The organism is Haloarcula sp. H-hyl6 (assembly GCF_056934455.1).
This window is the reverse complement of the sequence record NZ_JBRIIK010000001.1, coordinates 884,722-907,221: the sequence shown is the minus strand read 5'-3', so window position 1 is coordinate 907,221 and position 22,500 is coordinate 884,722. Positions and strand designations below refer to the sequence as shown.

24 protein-coding genes are annotated in these 22,500 nt (G+C 69.2%); 13 read left to right on the top strand and 11 right to left on the bottom strand.

Features of this window, described 5'->3' with window-relative positions; all coding sequences use genetic code 11:
- Positions 1–44: 44 nt before the first annotated feature.
- Together Hhyl6_RS04725 and Hhyl6_RS04720 are read right to left on the bottom strand one after the other, a co-directional pair.
- Positions 45–302, bottom strand: a complete 258-nt coding sequence (locus Hhyl6_RS04725) for a fructose 1,6-bisphosphatase (RefSeq protein ID WP_483738072.1) — start codon at positions 300–302, stop codon at positions 45–47.
- 30 nt (positions 303–332) lie between these two features.
- A complete protein-coding gene (locus tag Hhyl6_RS04720) occupies positions 333–938 on the bottom strand; it encodes a class I SAM-dependent methyltransferase (RefSeq protein ID WP_483738071.1) in 606 nt (201 codons plus the stop codon).
- A gap of 216 nt (positions 939–1,154) precedes the next feature.
- Between Hhyl6_RS04720 and Hhyl6_RS04715 the strand changes: the two genes are divergently transcribed.
- Positions 1,155–1,280 carry a hypothetical protein gene (locus Hhyl6_RS04715; RefSeq protein ID WP_483738070.1) on the top strand — a complete coding sequence of 42 codons (126 nt, stop codon included), beginning with the start codon at positions 1,155–1,157 and terminating at the stop codon, positions 1,278–1,280.
- Positions 1,281–1,327: 47 nt separating this feature from the next.
- Here Hhyl6_RS04715 and Hhyl6_RS04710 read toward each other — a convergent pair whose 3' ends face one another.
- Positions 1,328–1,858 (bottom strand): N-acetyltransferase family protein, encoded by a 531-nt coding sequence (locus Hhyl6_RS04710; RefSeq protein ID WP_483738069.1) that lies wholly within the window; start codon positions 1,856–1,858, stop codon positions 1,328–1,330.
- 308 nt (positions 1,859–2,166) lie between these two features.
- Here Hhyl6_RS04710 and Hhyl6_RS04705 point away from each other — a divergent pair, with 308 nt between their 5' ends.
- Complete coding sequence (locus Hhyl6_RS04705) at positions 2,167–3,405, top strand: AI-2E family transporter (RefSeq protein ID WP_483738068.1); 1,239 nt, start codon at positions 2,167–2,169, stop codon at positions 3,403–3,405.
- 24 nt (positions 3,406–3,429) lie between these two features.
- On the opposite strand, the gene Hhyl6_RS04700 is transcribed toward Hhyl6_RS04705, so the two are convergent.
- Positions 3,430–4,173 (bottom strand): GNAT family N-acetyltransferase, encoded by a 744-nt coding sequence (locus Hhyl6_RS04700; protein WP_483738067.1) that lies wholly within the window; start codon positions 4,171–4,173, stop codon positions 3,430–3,432.
- A 90-nt stretch (positions 4,174–4,263) separates the two neighbouring features.
- On the opposite strand from Hhyl6_RS04700, the gene Hhyl6_RS04695 reads away from it, so the two are divergent.
- Positions 4,264–4,836: a metal-dependent hydrolase gene (locus tag Hhyl6_RS04695; RefSeq protein WP_483738066.1), complete on the top strand. Its 573-nt coding sequence runs from the start codon at positions 4,264–4,266 to the stop codon at positions 4,834–4,836.
- Positions 4,837–4,880: 44 nt separating this feature from the next.
- Here Hhyl6_RS04695 and Hhyl6_RS04690 read toward each other — a convergent pair whose 3' ends face one another.
- Positions 4,881–5,192 (bottom strand): DUF7130 family rubredoxin-like protein, encoded by a 312-nt coding sequence (locus Hhyl6_RS04690; protein ID WP_483738065.1) that lies wholly within the window; start codon positions 5,190–5,192, stop codon positions 4,881–4,883.
- A 258-nt stretch (positions 5,193–5,450) separates the two neighbouring features.
- Between Hhyl6_RS04690 and Hhyl6_RS04685 the strand changes: the two genes are divergently transcribed.
- The 4 genes from Hhyl6_RS04685 to Hhyl6_RS04670 all read left to right on the top strand — a co-directional run bounded on the left by Hhyl6_RS04685 (position 5,451) and on the right by Hhyl6_RS04670 (position 12,691).
- Positions 5,451–9,107: a coiled-coil domain-containing protein gene (locus Hhyl6_RS04685; protein ID WP_483738064.1), complete on the top strand. Its 3,657-nt coding sequence runs from the start codon at positions 5,451–5,453 to the stop codon at positions 9,105–9,107.
- Positions 9,104–10,660, top strand: a complete 1,557-nt coding sequence (locus Hhyl6_RS04680) for a patatin-like phospholipase family protein (RefSeq protein WP_483738063.1) — start codon at positions 9,104–9,106, stop codon at positions 10,658–10,660. The genes Hhyl6_RS04685 and Hhyl6_RS04680 overlap by 4 nt, the downstream gene beginning before the upstream one ends.
- An 82-nt stretch (positions 10,661–10,742) precedes the next feature.
- Positions 10,743–11,384 (top strand): hypothetical protein, encoded by a 642-nt coding sequence (locus tag Hhyl6_RS04675; RefSeq protein ID WP_483738062.1) that lies wholly within the window; start codon positions 10,743–10,745, stop codon positions 11,382–11,384.
- Positions 11,381–12,691 (top strand): hypothetical protein, encoded by a 1,311-nt coding sequence (locus Hhyl6_RS04670; RefSeq protein WP_483738061.1) that lies wholly within the window; start codon positions 11,381–11,383, stop codon positions 12,689–12,691. Before Hhyl6_RS04675 ends, Hhyl6_RS04670 begins: the two co-directional genes overlap by 4 nt.
- Positions 12,692–12,753: 62 nt before the next feature.
- On the opposite strand, the gene Hhyl6_RS04665 is transcribed toward Hhyl6_RS04670, so the two are convergent.
- Positions 12,754–13,719 (bottom strand): D-2-hydroxyacid dehydrogenase, encoded by a 966-nt coding sequence (locus Hhyl6_RS04665; RefSeq protein WP_483738060.1) that lies wholly within the window; start codon positions 13,717–13,719, stop codon positions 12,754–12,756.
- Between the two features lie 165 nt (positions 13,720–13,884).
- Here Hhyl6_RS04665 and Hhyl6_RS04660 point away from each other — a divergent pair, with 165 nt between their 5' ends.
- Together Hhyl6_RS04660 and Hhyl6_RS04655 are read left to right on the top strand one after the other, a co-directional pair.
- Positions 13,885–14,214, top strand: coding sequence for a hypothetical protein (locus Hhyl6_RS04660; protein ID WP_483738059.1), 330 nt, complete (start codon positions 13,885–13,887; stop codon positions 14,212–14,214).
- A 165-nt stretch (positions 14,215–14,379) separates the two neighbouring features.
- Positions 14,380–14,832, top strand: coding sequence for a reverse transcriptase-like protein (locus tag Hhyl6_RS04655; protein WP_483738058.1), 453 nt, complete (start codon positions 14,380–14,382; stop codon positions 14,830–14,832).
- A 24-nt stretch (positions 14,833–14,856) separates the two neighbouring features.
- On the opposite strand, the gene Hhyl6_RS04650 is transcribed toward Hhyl6_RS04655, so the two are convergent.
- On the bottom strand, positions 14,857–16,383 hold the full coding sequence (locus Hhyl6_RS04650) for a S8 family serine peptidase (RefSeq protein ID WP_483738057.1): 1,527 nt from the start codon (positions 16,381–16,383) through the stop codon (positions 14,857–14,859).
- 107 nt (positions 16,384–16,490) lie between these two features.
- Here Hhyl6_RS04650 and trpB point away from each other — a divergent pair, with 107 nt between their 5' ends.
- Complete coding sequence (trpB, locus tag Hhyl6_RS04645) at positions 16,491–17,657, top strand: tryptophan synthase subunit beta (protein WP_483738056.1); 1,167 nt, start codon at positions 16,491–16,493, stop codon at positions 17,655–17,657.
- Positions 17,658–17,699: 42 nt separating this feature from the next.
- Here the strand turns inward: trpB and Hhyl6_RS04640 are convergent, their stop codons facing one another.
- Positions 17,700–17,903 carry an HVO_0649 family zinc finger protein gene (locus Hhyl6_RS04640; RefSeq protein WP_483738055.1) on the bottom strand — a complete coding sequence of 68 codons (204 nt, stop codon included), beginning with the start codon at positions 17,901–17,903 and terminating at the stop codon, positions 17,700–17,702.
- A gap of 175 nt (positions 17,904–18,078) precedes the next feature.
- On the opposite strand from Hhyl6_RS04640, the gene Hhyl6_RS04635 reads away from it, so the two are divergent.
- Positions 18,079–18,837, top strand: coding sequence for an Lrp/AsnC family transcriptional regulator (locus Hhyl6_RS04635; RefSeq protein ID WP_483738054.1), 759 nt, complete (start codon positions 18,079–18,081; stop codon positions 18,835–18,837).
- Positions 18,838–18,844: 7 nt separating this feature from the next.
- On the opposite strand, the gene Hhyl6_RS04630 is transcribed toward Hhyl6_RS04635, so the two are convergent.
- The gene (locus Hhyl6_RS04630; protein ID WP_483738053.1) at positions 18,845–19,381 is read right to left on the bottom strand and encodes a GNAT family N-acetyltransferase; all 537 of its coding nucleotides are present in this window, start codon (positions 19,379–19,381) and stop codon (positions 18,845–18,847) included.
- Positions 19,382–19,483: 102 nt separating this feature from the next.
- Between Hhyl6_RS04630 and Hhyl6_RS04625 the strand changes: the two genes are divergently transcribed.
- Entirely contained in the window at positions 19,484–20,386 is a 903-nt protein-coding gene (locus Hhyl6_RS04625) for a diacylglycerol/lipid kinase family protein (RefSeq protein ID WP_483738052.1), read from the top strand.
- A 75-nt stretch (positions 20,387–20,461) separates the two neighbouring features.
- Positions 20,462–21,208 carry a M48 family metallopeptidase gene (locus tag Hhyl6_RS04620; protein ID WP_483738051.1) on the top strand — a complete coding sequence of 249 codons (747 nt, stop codon included), beginning with the start codon at positions 20,462–20,464 and terminating at the stop codon, positions 21,206–21,208.
- On the opposite strand, the gene Hhyl6_RS04615 is transcribed toward Hhyl6_RS04620, so the two are convergent.
- On the bottom strand, positions 21,156–21,377 hold the full coding sequence (locus Hhyl6_RS04615; RefSeq protein ID WP_483738050.1) for a hypothetical protein: 222 nt from the start codon (positions 21,375–21,377) through the stop codon (positions 21,156–21,158). The two genes, Hhyl6_RS04620 and Hhyl6_RS04615, sit on opposite strands and share 53 nt — an antisense overlap.
- A gap of 86 nt (positions 21,378–21,463) precedes the next feature.
- On the bottom strand, positions 21,464–22,432 hold the full coding sequence (locus tag Hhyl6_RS04610) for a hypothetical protein (protein ID WP_483738049.1): 969 nt from the start codon (positions 22,430–22,432) through the stop codon (positions 21,464–21,466).
- Positions 22,433–22,500 lie beyond the last annotated feature (68 nt).

Sequence of the window (22,500 nt, the reverse complement as noted above, 5' to 3'; positions counted from 1 at the left end):
GGGCGCACCGGCCCGACGAGCGGACTCGGCCGACTCGCTCGGCCTCAGTCGTCGGTCGCCGACGGCGACTGTTCGGGCGCGACGGTCCAGCGGTCTTCGAGCGACTCCACGATGTCGGTCCAGCCGCCGTACTCGAGTTCGGCCGTCTCGACGGTGCCCGGGCCGAAGACGCCCTGTCGCTCGCGGAACTCGCGGAAGCGCGTGGCGGCGTCGTCCCGGACCGAGTCCCAGAACGAGGCGTCAGGGGTGGTTGGAACACGGTCCTGACGCCACGTTCTGGAGACAACGACTGGGGGAACCATCGCGGTGCTGTGACGTCGGCCCGCCGCGACCTACGACGGCCCGATGTCCGGATACGACTGGCGCTGTCCGGTGGAGTTCCGCGCGACCAGTTGGGCCGTCGCAGACCGAGTGCCGCCGTCGCTGTTGGTCCGTTCGTCGTAGTGCAACACGGTCAGTCCGAGTCCCGCCCGGAGCAGTTCGTTGGCCGCGAACCGGTAGCGGTCGGTGCTCGGACCTCTGTCGACGTCGTCTGTCGTCCGCAAGTGGTGCTGGACGAACAGACAGCCGCCCTCGACTAGCGCGTCGACGATGTCTGGCAGGCGGTCCACGACGCGGTAGAAACTGACGGTCACGACGGCGTAGGTTCTCTCGGGGAACGTGTAGGTCGGGACGTCCGCTTGAATCGGCGAGACGCTGTCGGCGACGCCGGCCGCGCGTGCGTTCCGTCTCGTTATCTTCAGCCCCTCGCGTGACTGGTCGAGGGCGTCGACGTGGTATCCCGACTCGGCCAGCCGAATCGCGTTCCGGCCAGTGCCCGTGGCCACGTCCAGCGCCCGGCCGTCTGGGAACGTGGGGAGGTAGCGTTCGAGCACTGGGTGCGGGTCGGGGTCGGTCGGATACTCGCCGCGGCGGAACCGCTCGTCCCATGTGGGCATGGTGGCCGTACGTGAGGGCAGGTGATGTGGGTGTGGGTCGTCTCCTCGGCCGTTCCCGGCCAGTCGTCCATCACGTCACTCCGGCGACGCGTCTCGACGGGCCGACCACAGGTCGGCCGTCCCGAAACGCTGGGGTAGCAGGACCGTCGCAACTGCAGGGGTCGGTGACGTAGCCGCCAGACCAAAGTGTGTCAACACCCTACATATTGGTGCAGTATGCCTCCCCGCACCGTCCGCACGGACAGGTCGGCGTTCGAGCGCGTCCGGGACGCGATTCTCAATCGCGGCGACCCGGACGAGGACGAGACACCGACCGGGCCCGGCACCCCCACATCGGGATAGTCGACGTCGGGTCCTGCGGTCGGCCTCTCCGGTCGACGACGCTCCGGTTACGGCTCTGCGGCGTCTAGTTCACGGGTATAGACGGCTTCGTCGTACGGGTCGCCGCCGATAGTGACGGTCCGGGTCGCCGTCTGTTCGAACCCACGGTTCTGGAAGAACTCCCGACTGACCTCGTTGTCGGCGAGGTCCAGCGCACGGACGCGCTCGACGCCTCGGTCGACGAATATCTCCTCGAGTCGGTCGTAGAGTCGCGTACCGACTCGCTTGCGGTGCCGGGTGGGGTCGACGTACAGTCGGAGGACGGTGCCGACCGGGCCGTAGACGACCCCCTGTGCGAACCCGACGACCTGTTCGTCGTCTCGGGCGACCAGCATCGTCGCCTCGACGTCGAGGTCGCTGACAGGGATGTCGCCCGCCCAGCCGTGGAGCGCGCTCCCGACGGGTCCCGCGTACCACTCTTCGATGGTCTCGTCGATGACCGCCGGGTCGAGGCTATCGTAGGTGTCGTGCCACGCGCGACGGGCGACGCGACGGATGCCGTCGGCGTCGGAGTCGAGTGCGTGTCGAATCTGAATCATCGTCGATACGTCGGATTGGGTGGTCGTGCTGCGGACGGCGTCGCTGTGGTGTCGCTCTCAGATTTGGTTGGGGACTCCGCTACCCTAAGCCCACGGTTTTTCCTCTCTCCGAGACCCGTTGCGATGGTCTGTCTCTGTGCCATTCGTGTCGACGGTTCGCTTCGGTGGACTCGGCTCTGACGCGTGTGTCACCGAACCCTGGCTCCGGCCGCTCGCACCGACGTTGCGACGAGCGCCGACGTATCGGGTCCTTTCGTGTGCTTGCAGAACGCTATCGGAGAGGCCGACCGACTCACAGCAGACACACCATGCGTGATACCGACGGAACCGGCGTCGCGCCGACGAGTCGCAACCGTCTCGGCTGGTGGCTCCTCGTCGTCGTCCTCGCCGGCGTCCTCGCGTTCGTCACGGCACACGTCGTCGGGATGCTGGTCCTCGGAGTGTTCGGCTACTACGCGATGCGGCCGATATGCGACCGCATCGGCGCCGTCGTGGAGACGGACTGGGTCGCGGCCGCTGTCACGGTCCTCGCCGTCCTCGTGCCGGTGCTCCTCGTACTGGTCTCACTGGTCGCGCGGGCGCTTCAACAGGCCCGAAAGCTGTCCGAGGGGGGCGGCGTCGGCCGACTGGCCGAGCGTCTCGGAGCGTTCGGCGCTCTCTCCGGCGGCCAGTCGGCGCGGCTTCGGAGCCTCCTCACCGACCCGCTGTCGGCGCTCGGCGGACAGCAGGGGGCCCTGCTCTCGAGTAGCGACACTCTCGTACAGGCGCTGCAAGGCGTGTTCGGGACCGTGATGATGCTCTCGCTCGCGGTGACGCTCGCGTACGCGTTGCTCTCTCGCGACTCCGGGTTGGCCGACGTTTTCGTCGAACTCGTCGGCGGGCGGGAGACGACGGCCTACGCGTACGCCGCGGCCGTCGACGAGGACCTCGAATCGGTGTTCTTCGGGAACTTCCTGTTCGCGGCCATCATGGCTGTCGTCGCGGTGGTCGCCTACTGGACGACGAACCTCCTCGCACCGGACGGCCTGGGAGTCCCGATGGTGCTGTCGCTGGGTCTCCTGACGGGGGTGGCGAGTCTCGTCCCGGTGGTCGTCGGCAAACTCGTCTACGTCCCGGTCCTCCTGACTCTCGCTGGACAGGCCGTCTCCGGACCCGGCGGCCTGCCGTTCGTCGGCGTCGTCGCAGTCGCGTACGCACTCGTCCTCGACGTGATTCCGCAGACGGTCGTCCAGCCGTACGTGTCGAGCCGTCGGCTCGACACCCTCGCTCTGCTGTTCGGCTATCTTCTCGGGCCCATCGTGTTCGGGTGGTACGGGTTCTTCCTCCTACCCATCGTGTACGTCTTCGCGCTCGAAGCGGTCCGTCTCGCTCTGCCGGAACTGCTCCACGGCGACCGGCCGCTCCCGTCGGTGTCCATCGACACGGACTCCGGGACGACCCCGCAGTCGGAGCGAGACGACGTTCCAGACGCCACGCCGACTGTCTCCGAGGACGGGACTGCCGAGTCGGAAGAAGGAGCGACTAGCGGTGACCATTCGACGGGATAGGCGGGACCGCGGCCGACGGGGTCGTTACAGGTACGCTGGGTCCCAGTCGTCGGGGCGGTGGACGTTCCCGCAGTCGTCGCACTCCAGACGGTCGAGGCCGTCGCTCACCACGTCGGTCGACCCGCACTGCGAGCAGAGGTAGCCGACTAGCTGTTGGTCCTCGCCCAGCGGATAGAACGGCGCCTGTGTGCCCGCTCGCTCGGCCTCGTGCCGCACCGGCACCAGTTCGCCGTCGACGCGCGTCTCTGCCCCGACGTCGACGCTCGGTTCGTTCGGGTCCAGCGTCTCCCCGTCCCGAGCGAACGTCGCCACGTCGAAGCGCTCGCCGCCGACCTCTCGCGTCCGGCTATCGACTCGGGCGAGGTCGAACTGTTCGAGGAACCTCGCCCCGTCGTTCGCGCTCTCGAGAACGCGGGCGGTGAGTGGGGACGGCTGTGAGTCCTGCACGTCTCGAACGCGCTCCAGCAGTGCCGTCCCGATGCCCTGTCCCCGGGCGTCCGGATGGACGTGTAGCCACCGGAGCACCCCGTCGTCGAGGACGGCGACTCCGGCGGCGTCGACGTCGTCTCGAACGGCGTCGGCGTCGGTGGCGACGAACAGGTGGCCGTCGTCCGCCTCGACGCGTGCCGTGAGTTCCTCGGAGCCGAACTCGGCGTCGACGAGGGCCGTTATTTGCTCCGGGCTGAGAGCGTAGGACGCCCGAAACGAGCGCCGTGCGGTCGTCTCGATGTCGTCGCAGTCGGCGGCGGTTGCGGGACGGACGGTCATACCGGGGCGTAGGACCTACTGGCGAAAAGCCCGGCTGCTTGCACAGGCAAGCCGGCGTGGGAGGTCGCCGCGTCGCTAACACGCGCCCCGATGGTCGACGTACTGGGACACGTGTCGTTCGGATTGCTGTTCGCCCTGCCGGCGTGGTTCCTCTGGTCCGGTCGCGCGAGCGTCGCGTTCCTCGGGCTGACCACGGGGACGACGTTACTGCCGGACGCGGACCTCGTCCTCTCGGCGATGTTCCCGGACGCTGTCCACCACCACGGAGTCACACACACCGTTCTGTTCGTGGTCTGCGTGAGCGTCGTCGCCGGTCCGGTCGTCGCGTCGCTTGTCGGTGACCGACTGGACGCGTGGACGCACGGCGAGCGGTCCGACAGGGCGAGTACGGCGGTGTTCGTCACGTCCGCGTTCGCACTCGGCGGGCTGAGTCACCTCGTCGCGGACATGCTTTCGGCCCCGGACGTCGCACCACCGCTGAACCCGTTCTGGCCGTTCTTCGCAAAACCGTGGTCCGTGGACGTGCTCTGGTACAACTCGGTCTGGGTCAACAGCGTGTTCTTCGTGTGTATCGTCGTCGTCCACCTCGCCCTCGGGGTCGCCTCGACTCCATTGGACCACCGGTACAGGGTCGAGAAGACCGCGCAGTCGGTTCGGGAGTGAGTGGTGGCGAGGCCGGTCGGTGTCGACGGCCGACGGCGGACACGTCAGTCTTCGCGCGTCTTCACGAGCTGGGACTTCGACGCCGAACAGTCGGGACAGCTATCCGGGAGCCCGTCGTCCAACTCGCCCATCTCGCCGCACTGTTGGCACCGCCACATCAGGAACCCTTCGCCGAACTCCTGTCCGGGGAGTTCCTCGTCGGCCTCGAACGTCTCCTCGGCGGTCCGCACGTCGTCGACGGTGTCGACGGCGAATCCCTCGGCGGTCGATTCCGTGACGGTCCCCACTATCTGTCCGTCCTCGTCGTGCACCGTCTCGCCGAACGCTATCTCGGTCTCTGTCTGGGTGTCTGTCACGTCGACTCCTCGGTGCGGCATCGACGCCTGTCTGTTGCATGGGAATGCAACGTCGGTGACGGCGGCCGTCGGCTCGGACCTCCGTTCGAAACGCCACAGGGCCGCCGACGGTGGCCGGAGTCTGTCCGGAGGGTCTCGCGCGGCCGGCGGACGGACCAGTAGGGACGCTCACATCGGGCCGAAACGCGACTCGCCCTTATCTATAATGTTCGTTCGTTAGGAATGTTTATCTCCACGCTCGTTGTCTTATTGGTGGCAATGTCTAGCAAATATGGTGTAAAACTGGTACATTTCGGTGAGAAACCGAAACGAGTGGTGTCGTACCTGCGGGAGGCGTTCGACCTCTCGCCCAACGCGGTGGAGGCGCGCGTCGAAGCGGGTGGGGTCGTGGCCGACGGCCTCTCCGAGGCGCGGGCGTCGCGGGTCGCCGAGGAACTGGTCGAACGGGGTGCCGAAGCCAGCGTCGTGACGGTGGCCGACGAGACACCGGCGGAGGACGCGGACGCAGAGATGCCCGCCGACGGCGGCGTCTCCGCGTCTGACGGCCGGACAGGGGACGAGGTGGTGGCGACCCACTTCGTGGGCGGCCGGGTCGGCGGCGCGGGCGCGCCGCAAGTCGTCACGGTCGAGGCCGTCCACGTCGCCGGCGACTCGCCGACGGTCCTCGCCAGTGGGTCGCCGACAGACGGCGGGTACGAAATCGACTACGTACCGCCGGACGGGGACGTGCTGACCCTCGCGGTCCGCGCCCTCGACGGCGACGGCGAACTGCTCGCGTCGTCCGACCCGATATCCTCGCCCGAACCGCGGGAGACGGTCGACCTGACAGTCGACGCGCCGGCGGAGGCGACCGAGACGGCCACCGGCGAACAGGTGTTCGAGTTCATGACTATCCGGCCGCCGCAGGCCGTCGACCGGACGACGGCGGCGCTCAAGCTGGACGCGTCCTCGGAGTTCGCGGGGACGCTCCGCGAGGGCCGAGACGCGGGAGGCCGCCCCGCCGTCCTCGCCCGCGCGGCCGAGTACGTCGACTCGTCGTCGTACGTCGCCGGACTGGACGACCTCGACCCGCCGCTGGCCTCCTTCGCGGACGCGCTGACGGAACAGGGACCGACCGACGTGGCGGGCGTCGAGGCGCTCGTCGAGTCGTCGTTCGGGAGACCGGCCGTCGACGTGGTCAACGACGCGTCGTACCGACAGGAGCGGGACCGCGTCTCGGACAGCCTCGTCGCGGTGGGCCTCCTCCCCGGACGCCGGACCAGTTCCGACGCCGAACGCCTGTCGGAGATGGCCCGGGCCTTCGACCTCCTCGAACGCGTCGCGGCGGACGACGACGAACTACGCGAGACGGACGCCGTATCGGCCGCACTGGACCGCCACGTCGCCGTGCAGGGCGAGTTCTTCGCTCTCGACGGGAGTCTCGACGAGGACACAGCGTCCTCGGACACCGCCGAGGAGGGCGACGAGGCGACGGACTTCGAGAGCGAACTGGCCGACATACGGGCGACGAAAGCGGAGTTACTCGGTCTCGCCCACAGTCTCGAGTTCGGCGGGGCCGACGTCTCGGAGACGCTGGACGACGCGGACCTCGAGACGCTCGTGTCCCGGTTCGGCGAGACGGTGGACGAACTCGAAGCTATCTTCGCCGCCAGCGTCGACGACGACGAGGCGGCGGCGTCGGCCGCCGACGGCCAGTGGGGGGCGAACGGGGCCGTCGTCGAGGCACTCTCGGCGACGGGCCGGGAGACCCTCGAACGCGCGGCCATCGACCCGGAGCGGACGGAACTGCCGGTGATGCTCCAGAAACTCGAAGCGCGCGAGGCGACGGTCGGCGCACTCGCCGTCGACACGGCCGTCGACGCGGGGTGGACCGACTACGAGAACGTGGACCTCTCGGACCTCTTGGGAGGCCCGCGCGTCGACGGCGACGTGCGGGACGCGCTGGAGGGGTTCGACGTCGACGCCGCGAGGGGTCCGGGACAGAACGTCACGGCGCTCGGCGTCGGAGAGCTTCGAACCGTCCGCGAGTCGTTGCCGCGCTACGAGATGGGCGAACTCGCCCACGTCGAGAACGTGATGGCGAGCGAGGAGCGGGGGCGGACCCACCGACGGCTGACCCGAAGCGAGGAGGAGACGCTCGTCGACCGCGAACGCGAGACGACGGACGAGCGCGACCTCCAGACGACCGAACGGTTCGAGCTACAGCGCGAGACGGAACGCGTCATCGACACCGAACGGGAGACGGAGGCGGGCGTCTCCGTGTCAGCCTCCTACGGGCCGACCGTCGAGGTGGAGGCGAACTTCGGCGTCGCCAGCAGGCGGGCGACCACGGACGCGACCCGGACCGCGAGCCGATACGCCAGAGATGTCACCGAGCGGGCGGTCAAGCGGATTCAGACCCGGGAGCGCGAGCGTACCGTCTCGCGGCTCCTCCGGGAGACGGAGGAGACGAACCGCCACGGGTTCGACAACGCCGACGGGGCCGACCACGTGGTGGGGATGTACCGCTTCGTGGACCGCCTCTCGACGGCGCGGGTCCACGCCGACCCGACGCCCCGGCACATGTACGAGTTCCTCGTGCCCGAACCGGCGGCGTTCTACCTGCGGGCCCAGCAGCGCGGCGCCGCGGCGGACGTGGGCGTGCGTCGGCCGCCCGAACCGCGGGTGAACGGTCGGGACCTCAGACCGAGCGACGTCACGGTCGGCAACTACCAGACGCTGGCGTCGCGGTACGGCGCGACGGTCGAACAACCGCCGGCACCGACCCGGACGGTCACCGAGTTCGCGTCGAAGGACCTCGGCGACCGCGAGGGGAAGGCGACCTACGACACCAAGACGCTGACCGTGCCGGAGGGGTACGAGACGGCGCAGGCCGCCATCTCGACGGCGGCCATCTACCGCGCCGGCGAGGGTCCCAACGGCTATCTCGAAGACACCTACACGCTCGGCGTCAAGGTGGCCGACGCGAAGTCCGTCCAATCGAGCAGCGCGGGGACCGGGTTCAACCGCGGCCGATACACCACCGAGTCGATGAGCGCCTTCGGGAGCGGCGACACGGTGCCCGTACTCATTCGGGCGTTCAACATCCACGGCTACGCGGTGGGGGTCTCCCTCCTGTGTACTCGGACCGACCGCGCGATGGAGGCGTGGCGCATCGAGACCCATCAGGCCATCGTGGCGGCCTACGAGAACCGGAAGGCGGCCTACGACGACGCGGTGAGCGCCGCCGAAATCGCCGGCGGCGTCGCAGTCGGCGGGAACGCGCCGGCCCGGAACCGCGATGTCGAGCGCACCGAACTCAAGAAGGCGGCCATCTCGATGCTCCGTGACAGCGCCGTCGACGTGGACGCCGTCGACGAGTTCGCCGAGGGACCGCTCGCGGTCGTCGACTTCGACGCCCTCGGGAGCGAGCGCGAGCGGATACAGTTCCTCGAACACGCCTTCGAGTGGGACCAGGCGACCTACGTGTTCTACCCGTACTTCTGGGCGCGCCAGAGCGAGTGGGCCGAGATGCTCCAGCGCGACAGCCCCGACCCGACCTTCGGCGCGTTCCTGCGGGCCGGGGCCGCCCGACTGGTCGTCCCGGTGCGGCCGGGGTACGAGTACGACGTGGTCGAGTACATCGAGACGGGCGTGCCCTACGCCGCCAACGGGCACCCGACGAGCGTCACCAGCGACCAGTTCGTGGACATCGTCGACGAACTGAAGGCCAGACAGCGGAGCGACACCGACGCGCCCCCGACGGGTGAGAGCTGGCCGATTCGACTGCCGACGTCGCTCGTGATGTTGCAGGCCGACGCCACCTTGCCGGACCTCGCGGCCGAACAGGACGCGGCGGCGCAAGCGGAACCCGCGCCCGACCAACCGGCGGTCCCCGACGGCGGTGAGAACGCCGGCGACGGAGCGACCGAATGACCGACGGGACGACCGAGGACGGACCGACGACGCTCGACCCGAGCGACGTCCGCTACCTCTCCTTCGAGGGTGGCGGCGGCAAGGGACTGGCGTACTTCGGTGCGCTGGCGGCGCTCGCTGAGGTCGGCGTCCTGAAGAAGGTGTCCCGGCCCCGGATGCCCGGCGGGAAACCGGTCGATGACTACGTGCTCGGCGACAGCATCGAGGGCGTCGCCGGCGCGTCCGCGGGGGCGATTACGGCGGCGTTGCTCGCCAGCGACCTCGGCATCAGACGGCTGTTCGAGGCGATGACGGACGCGTCGGTCCTCGAGCAGTTCTACGACACGGCCGAGATGGGCGTCGACGTGGACCCGCTGGTCACCTCGGGGTCCGTCAAGCCAGTTACCTACGACGGTACAGAACTCTACGGGGTGACAAAGCGGACCCGGAAAGACGGTCACAAACAGCTCTGGTCGGGCGTCCCGTTCATCGCCCTCTCGACGCTGTTCGAGAGCCAGGCGGAGTTCCTCCAGCGGTACACGCCACCGCCGGGGGCGAATCCCGCGAGCATCCCGGTCAGTCTGGTCTCGAAGGCCGGACAGGGGCTCTTGCTCGCGTTCTCCGCCATCACGCACCCGAAGACGTACAGCGCCGTCGTCGACTACGTCGGGAAGTCGCTGCACGGTGCGCTCAAAAAGCACGTCCCGCAGTTACAGACGAGCGCGGCGACGGCGCTGTTCGGGTCGCTCTCGCCGTACTTGCTCAACTTCAAGGAGGACTACGGCGCGTTCTCTGGAGCCTTCGCCCGGACGTACATCACGCTCCGAATCGCCGAGGGGACCGGCCTCAGACAGGCACGCAAGTACCCCGGGCGAAAGTATCCGGCGACGGACATCGACGCGTTCGCGGCCAACTACACCGGCGTCGACTTCCAGACCCACCGGATGGTCCACGGGACGAAACTGAAAGTGACCGGGACGAACCTCACCACCGGCGAGAGCGTCTACTTCGGCGAGGACACCGTGCCTCGCCTCGACGTGGCCGACGCCGTCCGCATCTCGATGGGGTTCCCGCTGGCGTTCAAGCCCGTCGTGCTCGAACCGAAGTACACCTCGAAGCTCACCACGGCACGGGGCGGGAGCAAGCAGAAGGGCGGGAAGTCGGCGGCCGACTACGCCGGTCACTGGGTCGACGGCGGCGCGCTGAACAACAACCCCATCCACGCCTTCGACTCGACGCCGGGCGTCATCGAACCCGGGATGCTCGGCCTCCGACTGGGCCGAGACGGGACGAACAGAATCGCCAGCCTCGGCGGCCTCGTCGGCGCACTGGGCTCGTCGATAACGGGTCTCAGCGAGCGCGGCGAGATTCGGACCGAACAGGAGGCCGCACAGACGGTGACGCTCCCCATCGAGAAACTGCAGACGCTGGACTTCGTCCCCTCGGCGGCCGACCGGAACGTCGACATGGTCAACGCCGCGACGGCCGTCCTCGACTACTTCGGCTCTGACGCGGACCCGGAGGCCGTCGTCACGGAGACACTCGGGCTGAAGACGCTGGCGACGGCGCAGTGAGTCAGGTCCGACGGCCCTTCGGGAGAACCACCGGTCTCGGCCGTCCACAAAACGTTTGGTGACGCGGCGTATGCCGTCTGCCATGCCTGATTGGTCCCGCAGACGCACCCTCACCGCCCTCTCCAGCGGTCTCGCGGTCGCACTCGCCGGCTGTGAGACGGGGGACGAACCCGCACCGCCGCCAGACGTCGACGACGGCGGCCACCGCCTCGTCGAGGACTACGAGTCAGAACACGTCCGTAACGCGGACGGCGAACCCCTGTTCACGCGAGGCGAGACGCTCCCGAGTTCCGACACGGCCGAGGAGACGGTGTTCCGCGCCAGCGACCACCTCGCCTCCAGAGCGGCGTTCGAGGAGTTGACGTTCGGGTCCGTCCCCGAGGCCCGGCGACTCCGGTCGTTCGTCGACGCGACGGACTTCGAGACGGAGTCGGTGTACCTGTTCGCCACGGCGGTCGACGCCTGCCACGAGGTTCGCCTCGCCTCGATGTCACAAGACCCGGCGGGTGACCCGCACGGGGACTTCTGTCGCGCTCGCAAGCCCGCCGATGTCGCCTGTTCGACCGACGACACTGACTCGGTCGGCATCGCCGTCCGGTTGCCGTTCTCCGGAGACCAGTCCTCCGGCCACGGGACGGGGATGTCCAGTTCGTGCCGGTTTCCGGACCGCCCCGTCGCGTTCACGGCCGAAGTCGTCCCTCGAAACGGGAGTGACGGGTCGTGAAGCGGCGCGACCTGCTCGCGGCCTGCGGCGTCGGGTTGAGTGGGCTCGCAGGCTGTTCGTCGCTGTCGTGGACCGAGGACGAGGAGCGTCCCGCCGTGGACGTCGAGGCGCTCGCGGGGGAGATACGGCCAGTGCCGGCCCCGTCTCCACCGTTTCCCGGGTCCGTCCTCGACGACCGCGCGACGCGACACCGGGACCGCGCTCGGACACTGCTCGACCGGGTTCCGGACGACCCGTCGATTCCCAACGAGGCGGTCCGGCAGGAACTCGAACACCGGCGACCCGACGCCGACGACAGGCCGCCGGCGTCGCCGCCCGACGACCGGTTGCCGCTGAGGTGGCTCGAGGACTGGCGGGACTACCGGTCGGACGCGGCGGCCTTCGAGGCCGCCTATCAGGCCGCGACCGGGACCGACGGGGCGGCCGACCTCGCGGCCCGTCGGCAGTCGGTCCGAGAGCGCATCGGGAGTCTGTGGGCCGGGTCGACGTACCGCGCATCCGACCCGGTCACTGCCGTCGCCGTACACGCGCCGGTCGAGCGGTTGGTCGAGTCCGCACGGTCGAGCGTCCAGCCCCGGCGGGCGTACCCGTCCGACCCGCTCGCAGCGCCGTTCCGCGTCGGTGAGGCGGTCGAGAGCGTCGAGCGGGCGGCCGCGGCCGTCGGCGACGCGGCAGCGCTTCGAGCGGCCGTCCTCGACTCGGCGGCGACGGCACACGGGCCGACGCTCGCCACAGCGTCGGCACGGCTCCGCCGCTCGCTCGGCGAGACGGCACAGGGCCTCGACCCCTACGTCGAGCGGCGCGACGCGGCGTTCGGGCGGGAACTGAGCGGCGTCGACCGGCCCCTGTTTCAGGACGCGACGCGGTCGCTGGTGTACCGCCGGGAACAGGCCCGCGAGGCGAGCGACGACGGACGGTACGCGACGGCCGTCGTCGAGTACGGACGGGCGCTGTTGGTCGCGAGAGTCGCCTCGGCGGTGGTCACGGGCGTCCGAGAGCACCGGTACCCGGACGAGGTGACTGAGACGACGGTCCGGGAGGCCGCTGCCGACGCGGGACGGGCGTTGCGAGAGGCGCTGGACGGTGACCCGTCGCCGCTGGCCGTCGCGCTCACGCGACTGGCGCTGTCCCTGCGGCGTGGCACGCTCTGGGAGATGCGGGAGGGATACGCCGACGCCGACGAGGCCTACGCGTCGTTCACGCGCGTCGCGGCGTACGCACGCGGCGTCCCCGCCGCCACACGGTTCGTCGCGGCGCGTCTCGAACGGGCGGCCGGCGACGGCCGAGATACCGCCGCCGGGAACTGAGCCACTCGCCTCCTCTCGTACGGCACTCCGATTTGTCGACTCGCCGCTGGGACTCCCTCTCTTCAGACCACCTGATTCCGGAGGCCCTCGTAGGTACCGCTCTCGGCGACCCGAGAGAGGTTCTCGACGAGGATGTCCGCCCGCCGCTCCCAGTACTTCGGCGTGTGGCCGGAGACGTGCGGCGTGAGGAAGACGTTCTCGAACCCCCAGAGGTCGTGGTCGCGCGGCAGGGGTTCCGGGTCGGTGACGTCCAGCGCCGCGCCGTGGACGTCGTTCGACTGGAGCGCACGGACCAACGCCGGCGTCTCGACGACCCCGCCGCGGGCGACGTTGACGAGGACGGCGTCTGTCGGCAAGGCGTCGAGTTCCGTCTCGCCCACGAGGCCCTCGGTGGTCTCCGTCAGCGGACAGGCGAGGACGAGTACGTCCGTCCGGCCCAGTACGTCGGGGAGGCCGTCGTAACCGACCACCTCGTCGGTGGGGCCGCCCTTCGAGGGAGTGTGTCGGACGCCGATAGTCGTCACGTCGAACCCCGAGAGACGCTGGACGATGGCCTCGCCGATAGCGCCGAGGCCGACGACGGTCACGGTGCTGCCGGCGAGTTCGGTGAACGCCTGAAACTTCCGCCACTCGCGGCGTTCCTGTCGGCGCCGCCCCTCGTCCAGTCGGCGGACGAACGTGAGCACCCACCCGAGGACGTGTTCGGCGATGTTCGGGCCGTGGACGCCCGAAGCGTTCGTCACGGCGACGCCCCGGTCGGCCAGCGCGTCGAGCGGGAGGTGGTCGACGCCGGCGGAGTTACACGCGAACAGGCACAGGTTCTCGGCACTCTCGAGGTCGGCTTCGTCTATACTGCTGCCGGCGACGACGCTCGCCTCGCCGAGGAGTCGTTCGCGGTCGGACGGTGTCGCGGCGAGGCTGACCGTGTACTCCGGGAGGCGTCGCCGGAGAATCTCGGCGTACTCTGCGGCGGGAATACCGTGGGCGTCGTGGTCGAGGACCGCGACGCGGGGCGTGTGTGCGGACATGGTCCTATCGACACTACCCGGTGGCACGGACAAAGTACCGGGGGTCGACGACGCTCGCCGTCGTCACGCGTCGGTACGCCGCTACTGCCAGCAAATGGCCGACTCCCAGACTCGATACCGTCGATACGGCAACGTATTTCCGCTTGTGGTCTCATCTATGGGATAATGGCAGACGAAACCGACACCGACGACGAAACGGTCGCCGTCTCGATGGAGATTACGGGCAGTTACGACGAGGTAATGTCGAAACTCGATACCGAGGGGACAGAGAGCGTCTCGCTGACGCCGGTGCTGGTGGACCTCGAGACGCTCCTCGACACCGTCGTCCGCATCAACGGCGGGACCCGCAGCGCAATCGCCGAGCAGTTGCCCGCCGACATGACCGCCTCCTACGACCCCGAGGCCGTCGTTGACGCCATGCAGGTGCTCGAACAGTACGACCTCGTCGTCCTCGAAGGCAACACGTGGAAACCGGGGCCGAAACTCGACCGGTAACCGCGAGCGCCGTCGCGGCTACTCGATGCGTGGTCCCGTCGCCGAGGCGAGCAGGGGGCGGGTCTTGAACACCCAGTATACGTAGTACTCGAGCGTATACGCGCTCGCAGACTCCCCGGGACATCCACCGACGGGGTTTTGCGTCGGTCACTCGCAGACGCTGGTATGCCGCCGACGGACGACCGTCCGACTGCCCCGTCTCTGCTCCTCTACTTCGACGCGAGCGTGCTGTACGGAGCGGACAACGGGACGCCCACGTCGGCGGCCGTCGGGTTTCTCGTCGAGGACGGGACAGAGGCGGTCGTCGAGCGGTCGATGCGCATCGACGCCTTCGTCTCCAGCGCCCACCTGGAGTACCGAGCGCTACTGGAGGCCGTACGCGCCGTCGAAGCGTACCCGACCACGGTGGCGTCGCTCCACGTCCACGGCGACGCCGACGCGGTCCTCCGGGCCGTGGACCCGAGGGAGCCGGCGCGTCCGGGTGACCTCGTCGCCCGCCAGCGGGTGGACGCCATCCGCGAGTGCGTCGACGCGATTCCGCTCGTCACGTACCGGGCGGTGGACCGCGGCGAGAACGAACGGGCCCACGCTCTCGCGCGTGCGGGTCACGGGGAGTGAATCGCCCTCAGACGCCACCGCCCCTTATCGACGGTCGGCGGCGGCCCGGACGGCGTCGGCGACGTTCAGGACGCCACCGCCCAACTCGTCTACGTCCCGACCGCTCGCCTCCGTCGCGGTGTTCGTCAGCACGGACTCGATTTGATTGGGGCCGAGGTCCGGATTGGCCGCCGCCACCAGCGCCGCCGCACCGGTCACCTGTGGTGCGGCCATCGAGGTGCCCGCGAAGTACGAGTAGGCGGCGCCGTAGACGTCCGGCGGCGTCGTCGAGAGGACGAGATTGGTCGGGAACGGCCACTCGGTGTCCCCCGAGAGCGTCTTCTCGAGCGTCTCGTACCCGCCACCGGGGGCGGCCAGCGTAACCTCGTTGGCCCCGTAGTTCGAGTAGAAGACGAGTTCGTCGTTCGGGCCCGTGGCGGCGACGCTCGTCGCGCCGGGGACGCTGTTTGGGACGGTGAACAGGCCGCCTCGATTGAGTTCCGTCCCGCTGTTGCCCGCGCTGACGACGACGACGCTCCCCGCCGAGACGGCGTCCTGCACCACCTGCCGGTAGGCCTGTCGGAACCCGTCGCTGTTGAGTTGCGGGGGGAGCGGCGGCGTCCCGATGGAGAGGTTCATCGCGTCGACGCCGACGACGTTCGCCGCGTAGTCGATGGCCGCGAGGATGTCCGCCGTCGTCGTCGACGTGACCACCAGTTCCTCGGTTCGCTCTCCGTCTTCGCCTTCGAAGGTAACATCTTCGCGCACCCAGTAGAACACGCGATGGGGGACGACAGTCGCGCCCGGCGCTGTGCCGGCAATGCCGGTGAAGCCGTCAGTGACCTCTTCACCGACCGAAGCGGCGGCGATGCCCGCGACGTGGGACCCGTGGCCGTCCACGTCGTCGGAGGCGTCGCGACTCGCGTCTATCTCGAAGGCGTCGGGGTCGTAGCCGACGACGGTTCCGTCGGCGTTCGTCACCGCGTCGGCGTCGGTCAGCGGGTCCGACGGGACGCGCACGTCGACGCCCGTACCCGTGAAGACCCCGTCGCCCTCGCCGGTGCCGGCGACGCGCCGGAACAGCGCCCCCGACGTGAGGTTGGGCGCGAGGTCCGGGTGGTCGAGGTCCGACCCGGTATCGACGACGGCGATTGTCGCGCCCTCGCCGGTCGTCACGTCGTGGGCGGCGGCGGTGTCGGTCGTCTGCTTGTCCCACTGCTTCGGGTACAGCGACTCGTCTCTCGTGTCGGCCGCGGCGTCCGGTCGCTGCACCGTCTTCGCCGGGCGTTCGAGTCGGAGTCGGACGTCGGGGACGGCGCTCTCGACGCCGCGAACGTCCGCTGGGTCGCCGGTCCCGGACGCGAGGAGGACGCGGCCGCCGGCGAGTTCACGCGTGACCGAAAAGCCGGCATCCGCGAGACGGCGGGCGACACCCGTTCCCGTCGTCGTCACGATATAGCGGTCCGCGGTTCCCGCGGCGACCAACTGGGGACGCACTGCGACCCCGCCGAGCAGTGTGCCGACCCCTTTCAGAACGCTCCGCCTGTCCAGTACCTTGCCAAGTCCTGACATGACATATTTCGTACGACAACCAGTCTGTTAATACCCCTCGTTGACGCTTCATGCTCGGCCCCGAAACCGGCAGTAACTTTTAGCCTGCCCGGCCGTCAGTGTCTCGCATGTCTTCACCCGGAGAATTCGAAGAGTTCGGTGGACGACACGTGCCGGAACCGCTCGAAGAACCGCTTTCCGAACTGGCGGCGACGTTCGACGAGTTGCGCGACGACGAGTCGTTCCGGGAGGAACTCGACCACCTGCTGAAGCACTTCGCCGGGCGACCGACACCGGTGTTCCACGCCGAGACGCTCAGCGAGCGCTACGGCGCGAACATCTACTTCAAACACGAGGACTTGCTCCACGGCGGCGCGCACAAACTCAACAACACCCTCGGACAGGCGCTACTGGCGAAGAAAGCGGGGAAGGAGCGCCTCATCGCCGAGACGGGGGCCGGTCAGCACGGCACCGCGACGGCGATGGTCGGGGCGTTGCTGGACATGGACACGACGGTGTACATGGGCCGTCACGACATGCAGCGACAGGAGATGAACGTCTTCCGCATGCGCCTGATGGGGGCCGAGGTCGAACCCGTCTCACGGGGCAACGAGGGTCTCGCGGAGGCCGTCGACGCCGCGCTGGAGGACTTCGCGCAGAACACCGAGCACACCCACTACCTCGTCGGGAGCGCCGTCGGACCGGACCCGTTCCCGCGGATGGTCCGAGAGTTCCAGTCGGTCATCGGCAACGAGGCCCGCGAGCAGATACGGGAGCTACACGGAGACCTCCCCGACGCCTGCGTGGCCTGCGTCGGCGGCGGGTCGAACGCCATCGGCCTGTTCCACGCGTTCAAGGAGGACGACGTGGCGCTGTACGGCGCGGAACCGGCCGGCGAGGGGCTGGACTCGGGACGACACTCCGCACCGCTGTCGGCGACCAAGCAGGAGGAGCCACAGATTTTCCAGGGCATGAAGACCCGGGTCATCGACGACGAGACGGAGAACCACTCCGTCAGCGCCGGCCTCGACTACCCTGCCGTCGGCCCGGAACACGCCGCCCTCCAGTCGCTCGGCCGAGCGGAGTACCACGGCGTCACCGACGAGGAGGCGCTGGCCGCCTTCCGCGAACTGAGCGAGAGCGAGGGCATCATCCCGGCGCTGGAACCCAGCCACGCCATCGCGCTGGCTATCAAACTCGCGGAGGAGGACCGTCACGACACCATCCTCGTCAATCTCTGCGGTCGGGGTGACAAGGACATGCAGACCGCCGCCGAGAAGTTCGACCTGTCCTGAGTGCGGTCGACTGTCCCGGTCGGGGCCGACGGGCACCGGGTGTCACTCACCGGTCAGCGTCAGCGTGTGCTCCCGGACCGACCCGCACTTCGGACACTCGTGTTCGTAGTGGACCTCGCTCCCGTTCGTCTCGCCGGCCCAACTCCCGTCCTCGTCTTCGTAGCCGCAGTCGGGGCAGACGAGTTCCTCGTCTTCGTAGTACTCTCGAAGTCGTTCCATCGGTGAGCGGTCGCGTTCGTTCGTCATACTGTCCCGTCTATGCTGGTATCGTAAAAACTTAGCGGCTATATTTCCGAGTCAAAATTTCTAAGTCTCGTATATTTTCGATTCGGTAAGCAAGGCGAGAATGTTCCCGCGTCGAGGTGGCCGAACGCCGTCGAGGCAGGGAAGCGCCTTTACCGATTCGAAAACTATCTCCGACATGGATTACCGATTCGACGAGATAGACCGGCGTATTTTGTACTATCTCGCGTCGGACGCGCGAAACACCTCGGCGCCGACCATCGCAGAGGAGGCGGACGTCACGCCGGCCACGATACGCAACCGGATTCGGCAACTGGAGGACGCCGGCGTCGTCGAGGGGTATCACGCCCACATCGACTACGAGGCCGTCGACGGCATGCTGACCATGCAGTTCACCTGTACGGCGCCCGTGAGCGAGCGGTCGGACCTCGCCAACCGCGCGAGCACCGTCTCGGGTGTGGTGAACGTCCGCGAACTCGTGGCGGGCCAGCAGAACCTCGTCGTCACGGCCATCGCCCGTGACACCGAGGACACGGCCCGCATCGCGCAGACGCTGTCCAGCCTCGGTCTCACAATCGAGCGCGAGGCCATCATCCGCGACGAGTCGTTCTTCCCCTACCAGCCCTTCGGCCCCGAGAACGAGGGCGAGCGGACGGCGATAACCGACTTCCAGAGCGTCGCGGGCGGCGCCGAACTCGTCGAGTTCACCGTCTCCGAGGACGCCGCCATCTCGGGCAAGACGCTCGAAGAGGCCAACCGCACCGGTGCGCTACCCGACGAGGTACTGGTCGTGAGCATCGAACGTGGCGACCGGAGCCTCACGCCGAAAGGAGACACTATCGTCGAGGCGGGCGACGTCGTCTCGCTGTTCTCGCCGGAATCGCTCCCCGAGAAACTCGTGGCGGCGTTCGAACCGAACGGCGGACAATCGGCCTGAGCCCTGCTCACACCCGCTTCTCGAAGTGGACCAGTTCGTAGCCAGCCACCGTCGACCGGTCGACGTCCGCGTACCCCGCCTCGCGGTAGAACTCGACGGCCGCGGGTTGCGTGAGCGCCGTCGTCGCAAGTAGCGTCTCGAACCCGCGGTCGGCCGCCGCCGCCTCCAACCGCCGGAGCAGTTCGCGGCCGTACCCCCGCCGCTGGTGGGTCGGCGCGACGCGCATCCGGTGGAGTTCGGCCGCGCCGGGGACGGTACGCTCGTCGGCGTGTCCCGCCTCGTTCGGGAGTATCCCGCCCATCGCCACGAGGACGCCGTCGTGGACGGGCGGCGGCGAGCGGTCTGAATCGACGTCGTCGGTATCGAGGACGCCGACGAGGAACGCGCCGCCGGTGTCGAGATAGGCCGCCTCGACGTCCCGCAGGTCCTCAGTGCCGGGCACGTCCCCGGGGTCGGTCTCCGTCTCGCCCATCGCCCACTCGTGGAGGTCCCACACCGCGTCGGCGTCTCCCGGGTCGTAGCGTCGAAGGCGGAGGTCGCTCATGCCTGTCGGTCCGACGACGCGGACGCGGTTGTAGGCTGTGCCTCCGGCAGGGCGGACGGCGACAACCGGGTAACTAAGTGCCGGAGGCCTCTCGGTTCGGGTATGCAAGTCGGCTCCCGGCGGTGCATCGTCAACCCCGTCAGCGGGGAGGGCGACCACGCCGAGTACGTCGAGCGCCTGCTTCGCGCCCGCGGGTTCGCCGTCGAGGTGACGCAGGGGGCGGGCGACGCCGTCGAACTGGGCCGCCAAGCCGGGCGGGACGGCGTCTCGGAGGTGGCGGTCTGCGGCGGCGACGGCACCGTCAACGAGGTGTTGCGCGGCCTCCACGACGCCGACCACCTCGACGACGTGACGCTGAGCGTCGTCCCCGCCGGGACGGCGAACCTGCTCGCGGGCACCATCGGCGTGGCGGACCTCCAGCAGGGCGCCGAGGTGGCCGACACCGGCGAGACGCGCACCGTCGACGTGGGCGTCGCGGACGGCGAACCGTTCCTCGTCTCCTGTATCGCGGGCCTGCCCGCCGACGCCAGCGTCGCCACCTCCGGGGACCTGAAGGGCCGGTTCGGCACGCTCGCCTTCCTCATCACCGGCACACAGGAGGCCCTGGAGTTCGACGGACTGGACCTCTCCATCGAGGCCGTCGGCGAGGACGGCCCTTTCACGTGGTCCGGCGAAGCGACGTGTCTGCTCGTGGGCAACGCCCGGAAGTTCGTCGAGCGCGGCGGACAGGCGAACATGGAGGATGGCCTGCTGGACGTGGCAATCGTCGAACGGATGCCGGCGGGCAACCTCGTCGCGGAGGCCATCGGCCACCGACTGCTGGCACAGGACACCGACGGCGTCACCCACGTCCGCGCCCGAGACATCTCCATCGACGGCCACGGCGACCCGGTGACGTTCAGCCGCGACGGCGAACTCGCCGAACACGAGGCGCTGGACCTCTCGGTGGCCGAGCGAACGCTGGACCTCCGCGTCGGCCCCGACTACGACCCCGACCCGCAGTGACGCGGGTGAACCGCCCCGCGCCGGTGACGACCCCCCGACGGGTGATTTATTCCGCCGTTGGTCCAAGCCAGTCGCATGGACTGGTCCCCCGACCCCGCCCTCCGGGTACGGATGGGCGTCGCGTTGCTCCTCCTGCTATTGACCGTCGGCGCGGCGATGCTGGCGACGGGTGCGGTCCTCACGCTGTTTCTCGGCGTCGCCATCGTCGTGGCCGCGCCCGACCCCGGCGTCGGCGTGACGCTCGACGTGATTCTACTCGCCGGTGGCGCCGCGACGCTCGCGGTGCTCGCGGCCGTCGTCTGGGGCGAGCGAGACGCCTCGCGACACGCCGTCGCCGCGATAGGTGCACGGCGGGTCGACGTCGAATCGAACCCGGACCTCCTCGCACTGGTCCGGTCGGTCGCTCGGCAGGCCGACGTGCCCGTTCCGGCGGTGTACGTCGCGCCGACCGAGACGCCGCTGTCGCTGACGAGCGGGTTTCGGCCCGACGCGGCGCGACTGGTCGTCAGCGAGGGGTTGCTCGACCTGCTGTCGCCCGCCGAACGCGAGGCGGTCGTCGCGCACGAACTCGCACACGTGGCGAACCGCGACGCTGCGGTGCTGACGGCGGCGGCCCTCCCAGTCGGCGCGGCCGAACGGGTCCGCGACCTGCTGTCGGGGCCGACCACGGGCGTCGAACACGGCCACCCGAGTCGGGCCGACTACGCCGACGCCCTGCTGACCGTGGGCCTCGGACTCGTCTTCCCGGTCTGGTTCTGCGGGCAGTTGCTCACGGCGTCGCTCGCCCGTGCCCGGAGTTCACCGCCGACGCGGGTGCGGTAGCCATCACCGGCGACCCGGCGGCGCTCGCGAGCGCACTGGAGCGCATCGACGGCGCCGTCGCCGAGCGGCCGAGCCGCGACTTCCGGACGACCACCGTCGCCGCCTTCGCCATCGTCGAACCGTCGACGGACCACGGCGACGGCGTTCTCGCGCCCCTCCGTCGTCTCATCGCGCAGGCGTTCGCCACCCACCCGCCGACGACGGCACGGCTGGAGCGATTGCGAGCGCGGGCGGCCGAGACGACGGCGAACGAGGCTACTCCGTGACGTTGACGTACAGCGCACAGTCGTAGTACTCGCCGTCGTAGGCCAGGTACTCCGTCTCGTACATCCTCGGGCGGCAGTTCTCGGGCGAACAGTCGAGCGCGTCCCGCAGGCGGAGGGAAGCCAACAGCGCTTCGAAGGTGTCCGAGAGCGGGAGCGTCTCGCTGTACTGCTCTAACCCACGGGCCCGCTCGAACAGGTCTCGGACGTCGGCAGTCAGGTCGTCGGGGGAGAGGCGCGCCTCGACGGCGGTGGCGTCGGCCACCTCGTCAAAGGCCGTGGCGCTGTCTGCCACCTCGGTCGCGAACCCCGTGTGTTCCGGTTCGACGAGCACCTCCTGTGCCACCGTGACCTCCAGCACCGTCCCGTGGACGCTGACGTACTCGTGTTCGGGGTCAGGAGCCAGTTCGCTCTCGGTCTCGTCGAGGTGGCGATAGACGAACCCGCCCTGTTCGACGAGACTCCACGGCGCACCGCCGCCGTACTCCTCGGCTCTGGCCGCGAAGTACGCCGGCATCACCGCGTTCTGGTCGAACGCCGGGAGGTCCTCGCGCGGCGTCGCCTCGGGCGTCTCCTCGTCCTCGACGCGGCCGACCCACGACAGGCGGAGGACCGACCGCTCGATGCGCTCGCTCCCGGTGACCACGTCGTGCAACAGGTAGTACCGGCCGTCGTGTTCGACGTACTCGCCGTCGGGGACGGCGCCGTAGCCGTAGGTGCTGAACCGCTCGCCGGCAACGGCGGCGTCCACGGCTCGGCGTCTGGTCCGCTGGACGGGATGGGCGTCGGCGCTCTCGGGCGGCGTCCACAGTAGCGTCTCGGCCAGCGAGCGGTCGAGTCGGTCGACGTGGAGCGTGAACTCGACCGTCGGGTCGTCGGACTCGAGCGAGTCACAGCCTGCGAGGCCGGCGAGGCCCGCGGCCGTCGCTCCGAGGAACGCGCGGCGGGTGGTGGAGGGCATCGCTTCTCCGATACGGGCGCGCGGTGCTAAAGCTATCGACACGCGAGGGCAACTACAATCGCGTTTTG

What these genes read in the sequence shown, in the direction of transcription:
- Hhyl6_RS04725 (WP_483738072.1), bottom strand. Translation starts at nt 302, where the DNA reads ATGGTTCCCCCAGTCGTTGTCTCCAGAACGTGGCGTCAGGACCGTGTT.
- Hhyl6_RS04720 (WP_483738071.1), bottom strand. Translation starts at nt 938, where the DNA reads ATGCCCACATGGGACGAGCGGTTCCGCCGCGGCGAGTATCCGACCGAC.
- Hhyl6_RS04715 (WP_483738070.1), top strand. Translation starts at nt 1,155, where the DNA reads ATGCCTCCCCGCACCGTCCGCACGGACAGGTCGGCGTTCGAGCGCGTC.
- Hhyl6_RS04710 (WP_483738069.1), bottom strand. Translation starts at nt 1,858, where the DNA reads ATGATTCAGATTCGACACGCACTCGACTCCGACGCCGACGGCATCCGT.
- Hhyl6_RS04705 (WP_483738068.1), top strand. Translation starts at nt 2,167, where the DNA reads ATGCGTGATACCGACGGAACCGGCGTCGCGCCGACGAGTCGCAACCGT.
- Hhyl6_RS04700 (WP_483738067.1), bottom strand. Translation starts at nt 4,173, where the DNA reads ATGACCGTCCGTCCCGCAACCGCCGCCGACTGCGACGACATCGAGACG.
- Hhyl6_RS04695 (WP_483738066.1), top strand. Translation starts at nt 4,264, where the DNA reads ATGGTCGACGTACTGGGACACGTGTCGTTCGGATTGCTGTTCGCCCTG.
- Hhyl6_RS04685 (WP_483738064.1), top strand. Translation starts at nt 5,451, where the DNA reads ATGTCTAGCAAATATGGTGTAAAACTGGTACATTTCGGTGAGAAACCG.
- Hhyl6_RS04680 (WP_483738063.1), top strand. Translation starts at nt 9,104, where the DNA reads ATGACCGACGGGACGACCGAGGACGGACCGACGACGCTCGACCCGAGC.
- Hhyl6_RS04675 (WP_483738062.1), top strand. Translation starts at nt 10,743, where the DNA reads ATGCCTGATTGGTCCCGCAGACGCACCCTCACCGCCCTCTCCAGCGGT.
- Hhyl6_RS04665 (WP_483738060.1), bottom strand. Translation starts at nt 13,719, where the DNA reads ATGTCCGCACACACGCCCCGCGTCGCGGTCCTCGACCACGACGCCCAC.
- Hhyl6_RS04660 (WP_483738059.1), top strand. Translation starts at nt 13,885, where the DNA reads ATGGCAGACGAAACCGACACCGACGACGAAACGGTCGCCGTCTCGATG.
- Hhyl6_RS04655 (WP_483738058.1), top strand. Translation starts at nt 14,380, where the DNA reads ATGCCGCCGACGGACGACCGTCCGACTGCCCCGTCTCTGCTCCTCTAC.
- Hhyl6_RS04650 (WP_483738057.1), bottom strand. Translation starts at nt 16,383, where the DNA reads ATGTCAGGACTTGGCAAGGTACTGGACAGGCGGAGCGTTCTGAAAGGG.
- trpB (WP_483738056.1), top strand. Translation starts at nt 16,491, where the DNA reads ATGTCTTCACCCGGAGAATTCGAAGAGTTCGGTGGACGACACGTGCCG.
- Hhyl6_RS04640 (WP_483738055.1), bottom strand. Translation starts at nt 17,903, where the DNA reads ATGACGAACGAACGCGACCGCTCACCGATGGAACGACTTCGAGAGTAC.
- Hhyl6_RS04635 (WP_483738054.1), top strand. Translation starts at nt 18,079, where the DNA reads ATGGATTACCGATTCGACGAGATAGACCGGCGTATTTTGTACTATCTC.
- Hhyl6_RS04630 (WP_483738053.1), bottom strand. Translation starts at nt 19,381, where the DNA reads ATGAGCGACCTCCGCCTTCGACGCTACGACCCGGGAGACGCCGACGCG.
- Hhyl6_RS04625 (WP_483738052.1), top strand. Translation starts at nt 19,484, where the DNA reads ATGCAAGTCGGCTCCCGGCGGTGCATCGTCAACCCCGTCAGCGGGGAG.
- Hhyl6_RS04620 (WP_483738051.1), top strand. Translation starts at nt 20,462, where the DNA reads ATGGACTGGTCCCCCGACCCCGCCCTCCGGGTACGGATGGGCGTCGCG.
- Hhyl6_RS04615 (WP_483738050.1), bottom strand. Translation starts at nt 21,377, where the DNA reads ATGAGACGACGGAGGGGCGCGAGAACGCCGTCGCCGTGGTCCGTCGAC.
- Hhyl6_RS04610 (WP_483738049.1), bottom strand. Translation starts at nt 22,432, where the DNA reads ATGCCCTCCACCACCCGCCGCGCGTTCCTCGGAGCGACGGCCGCGGGC.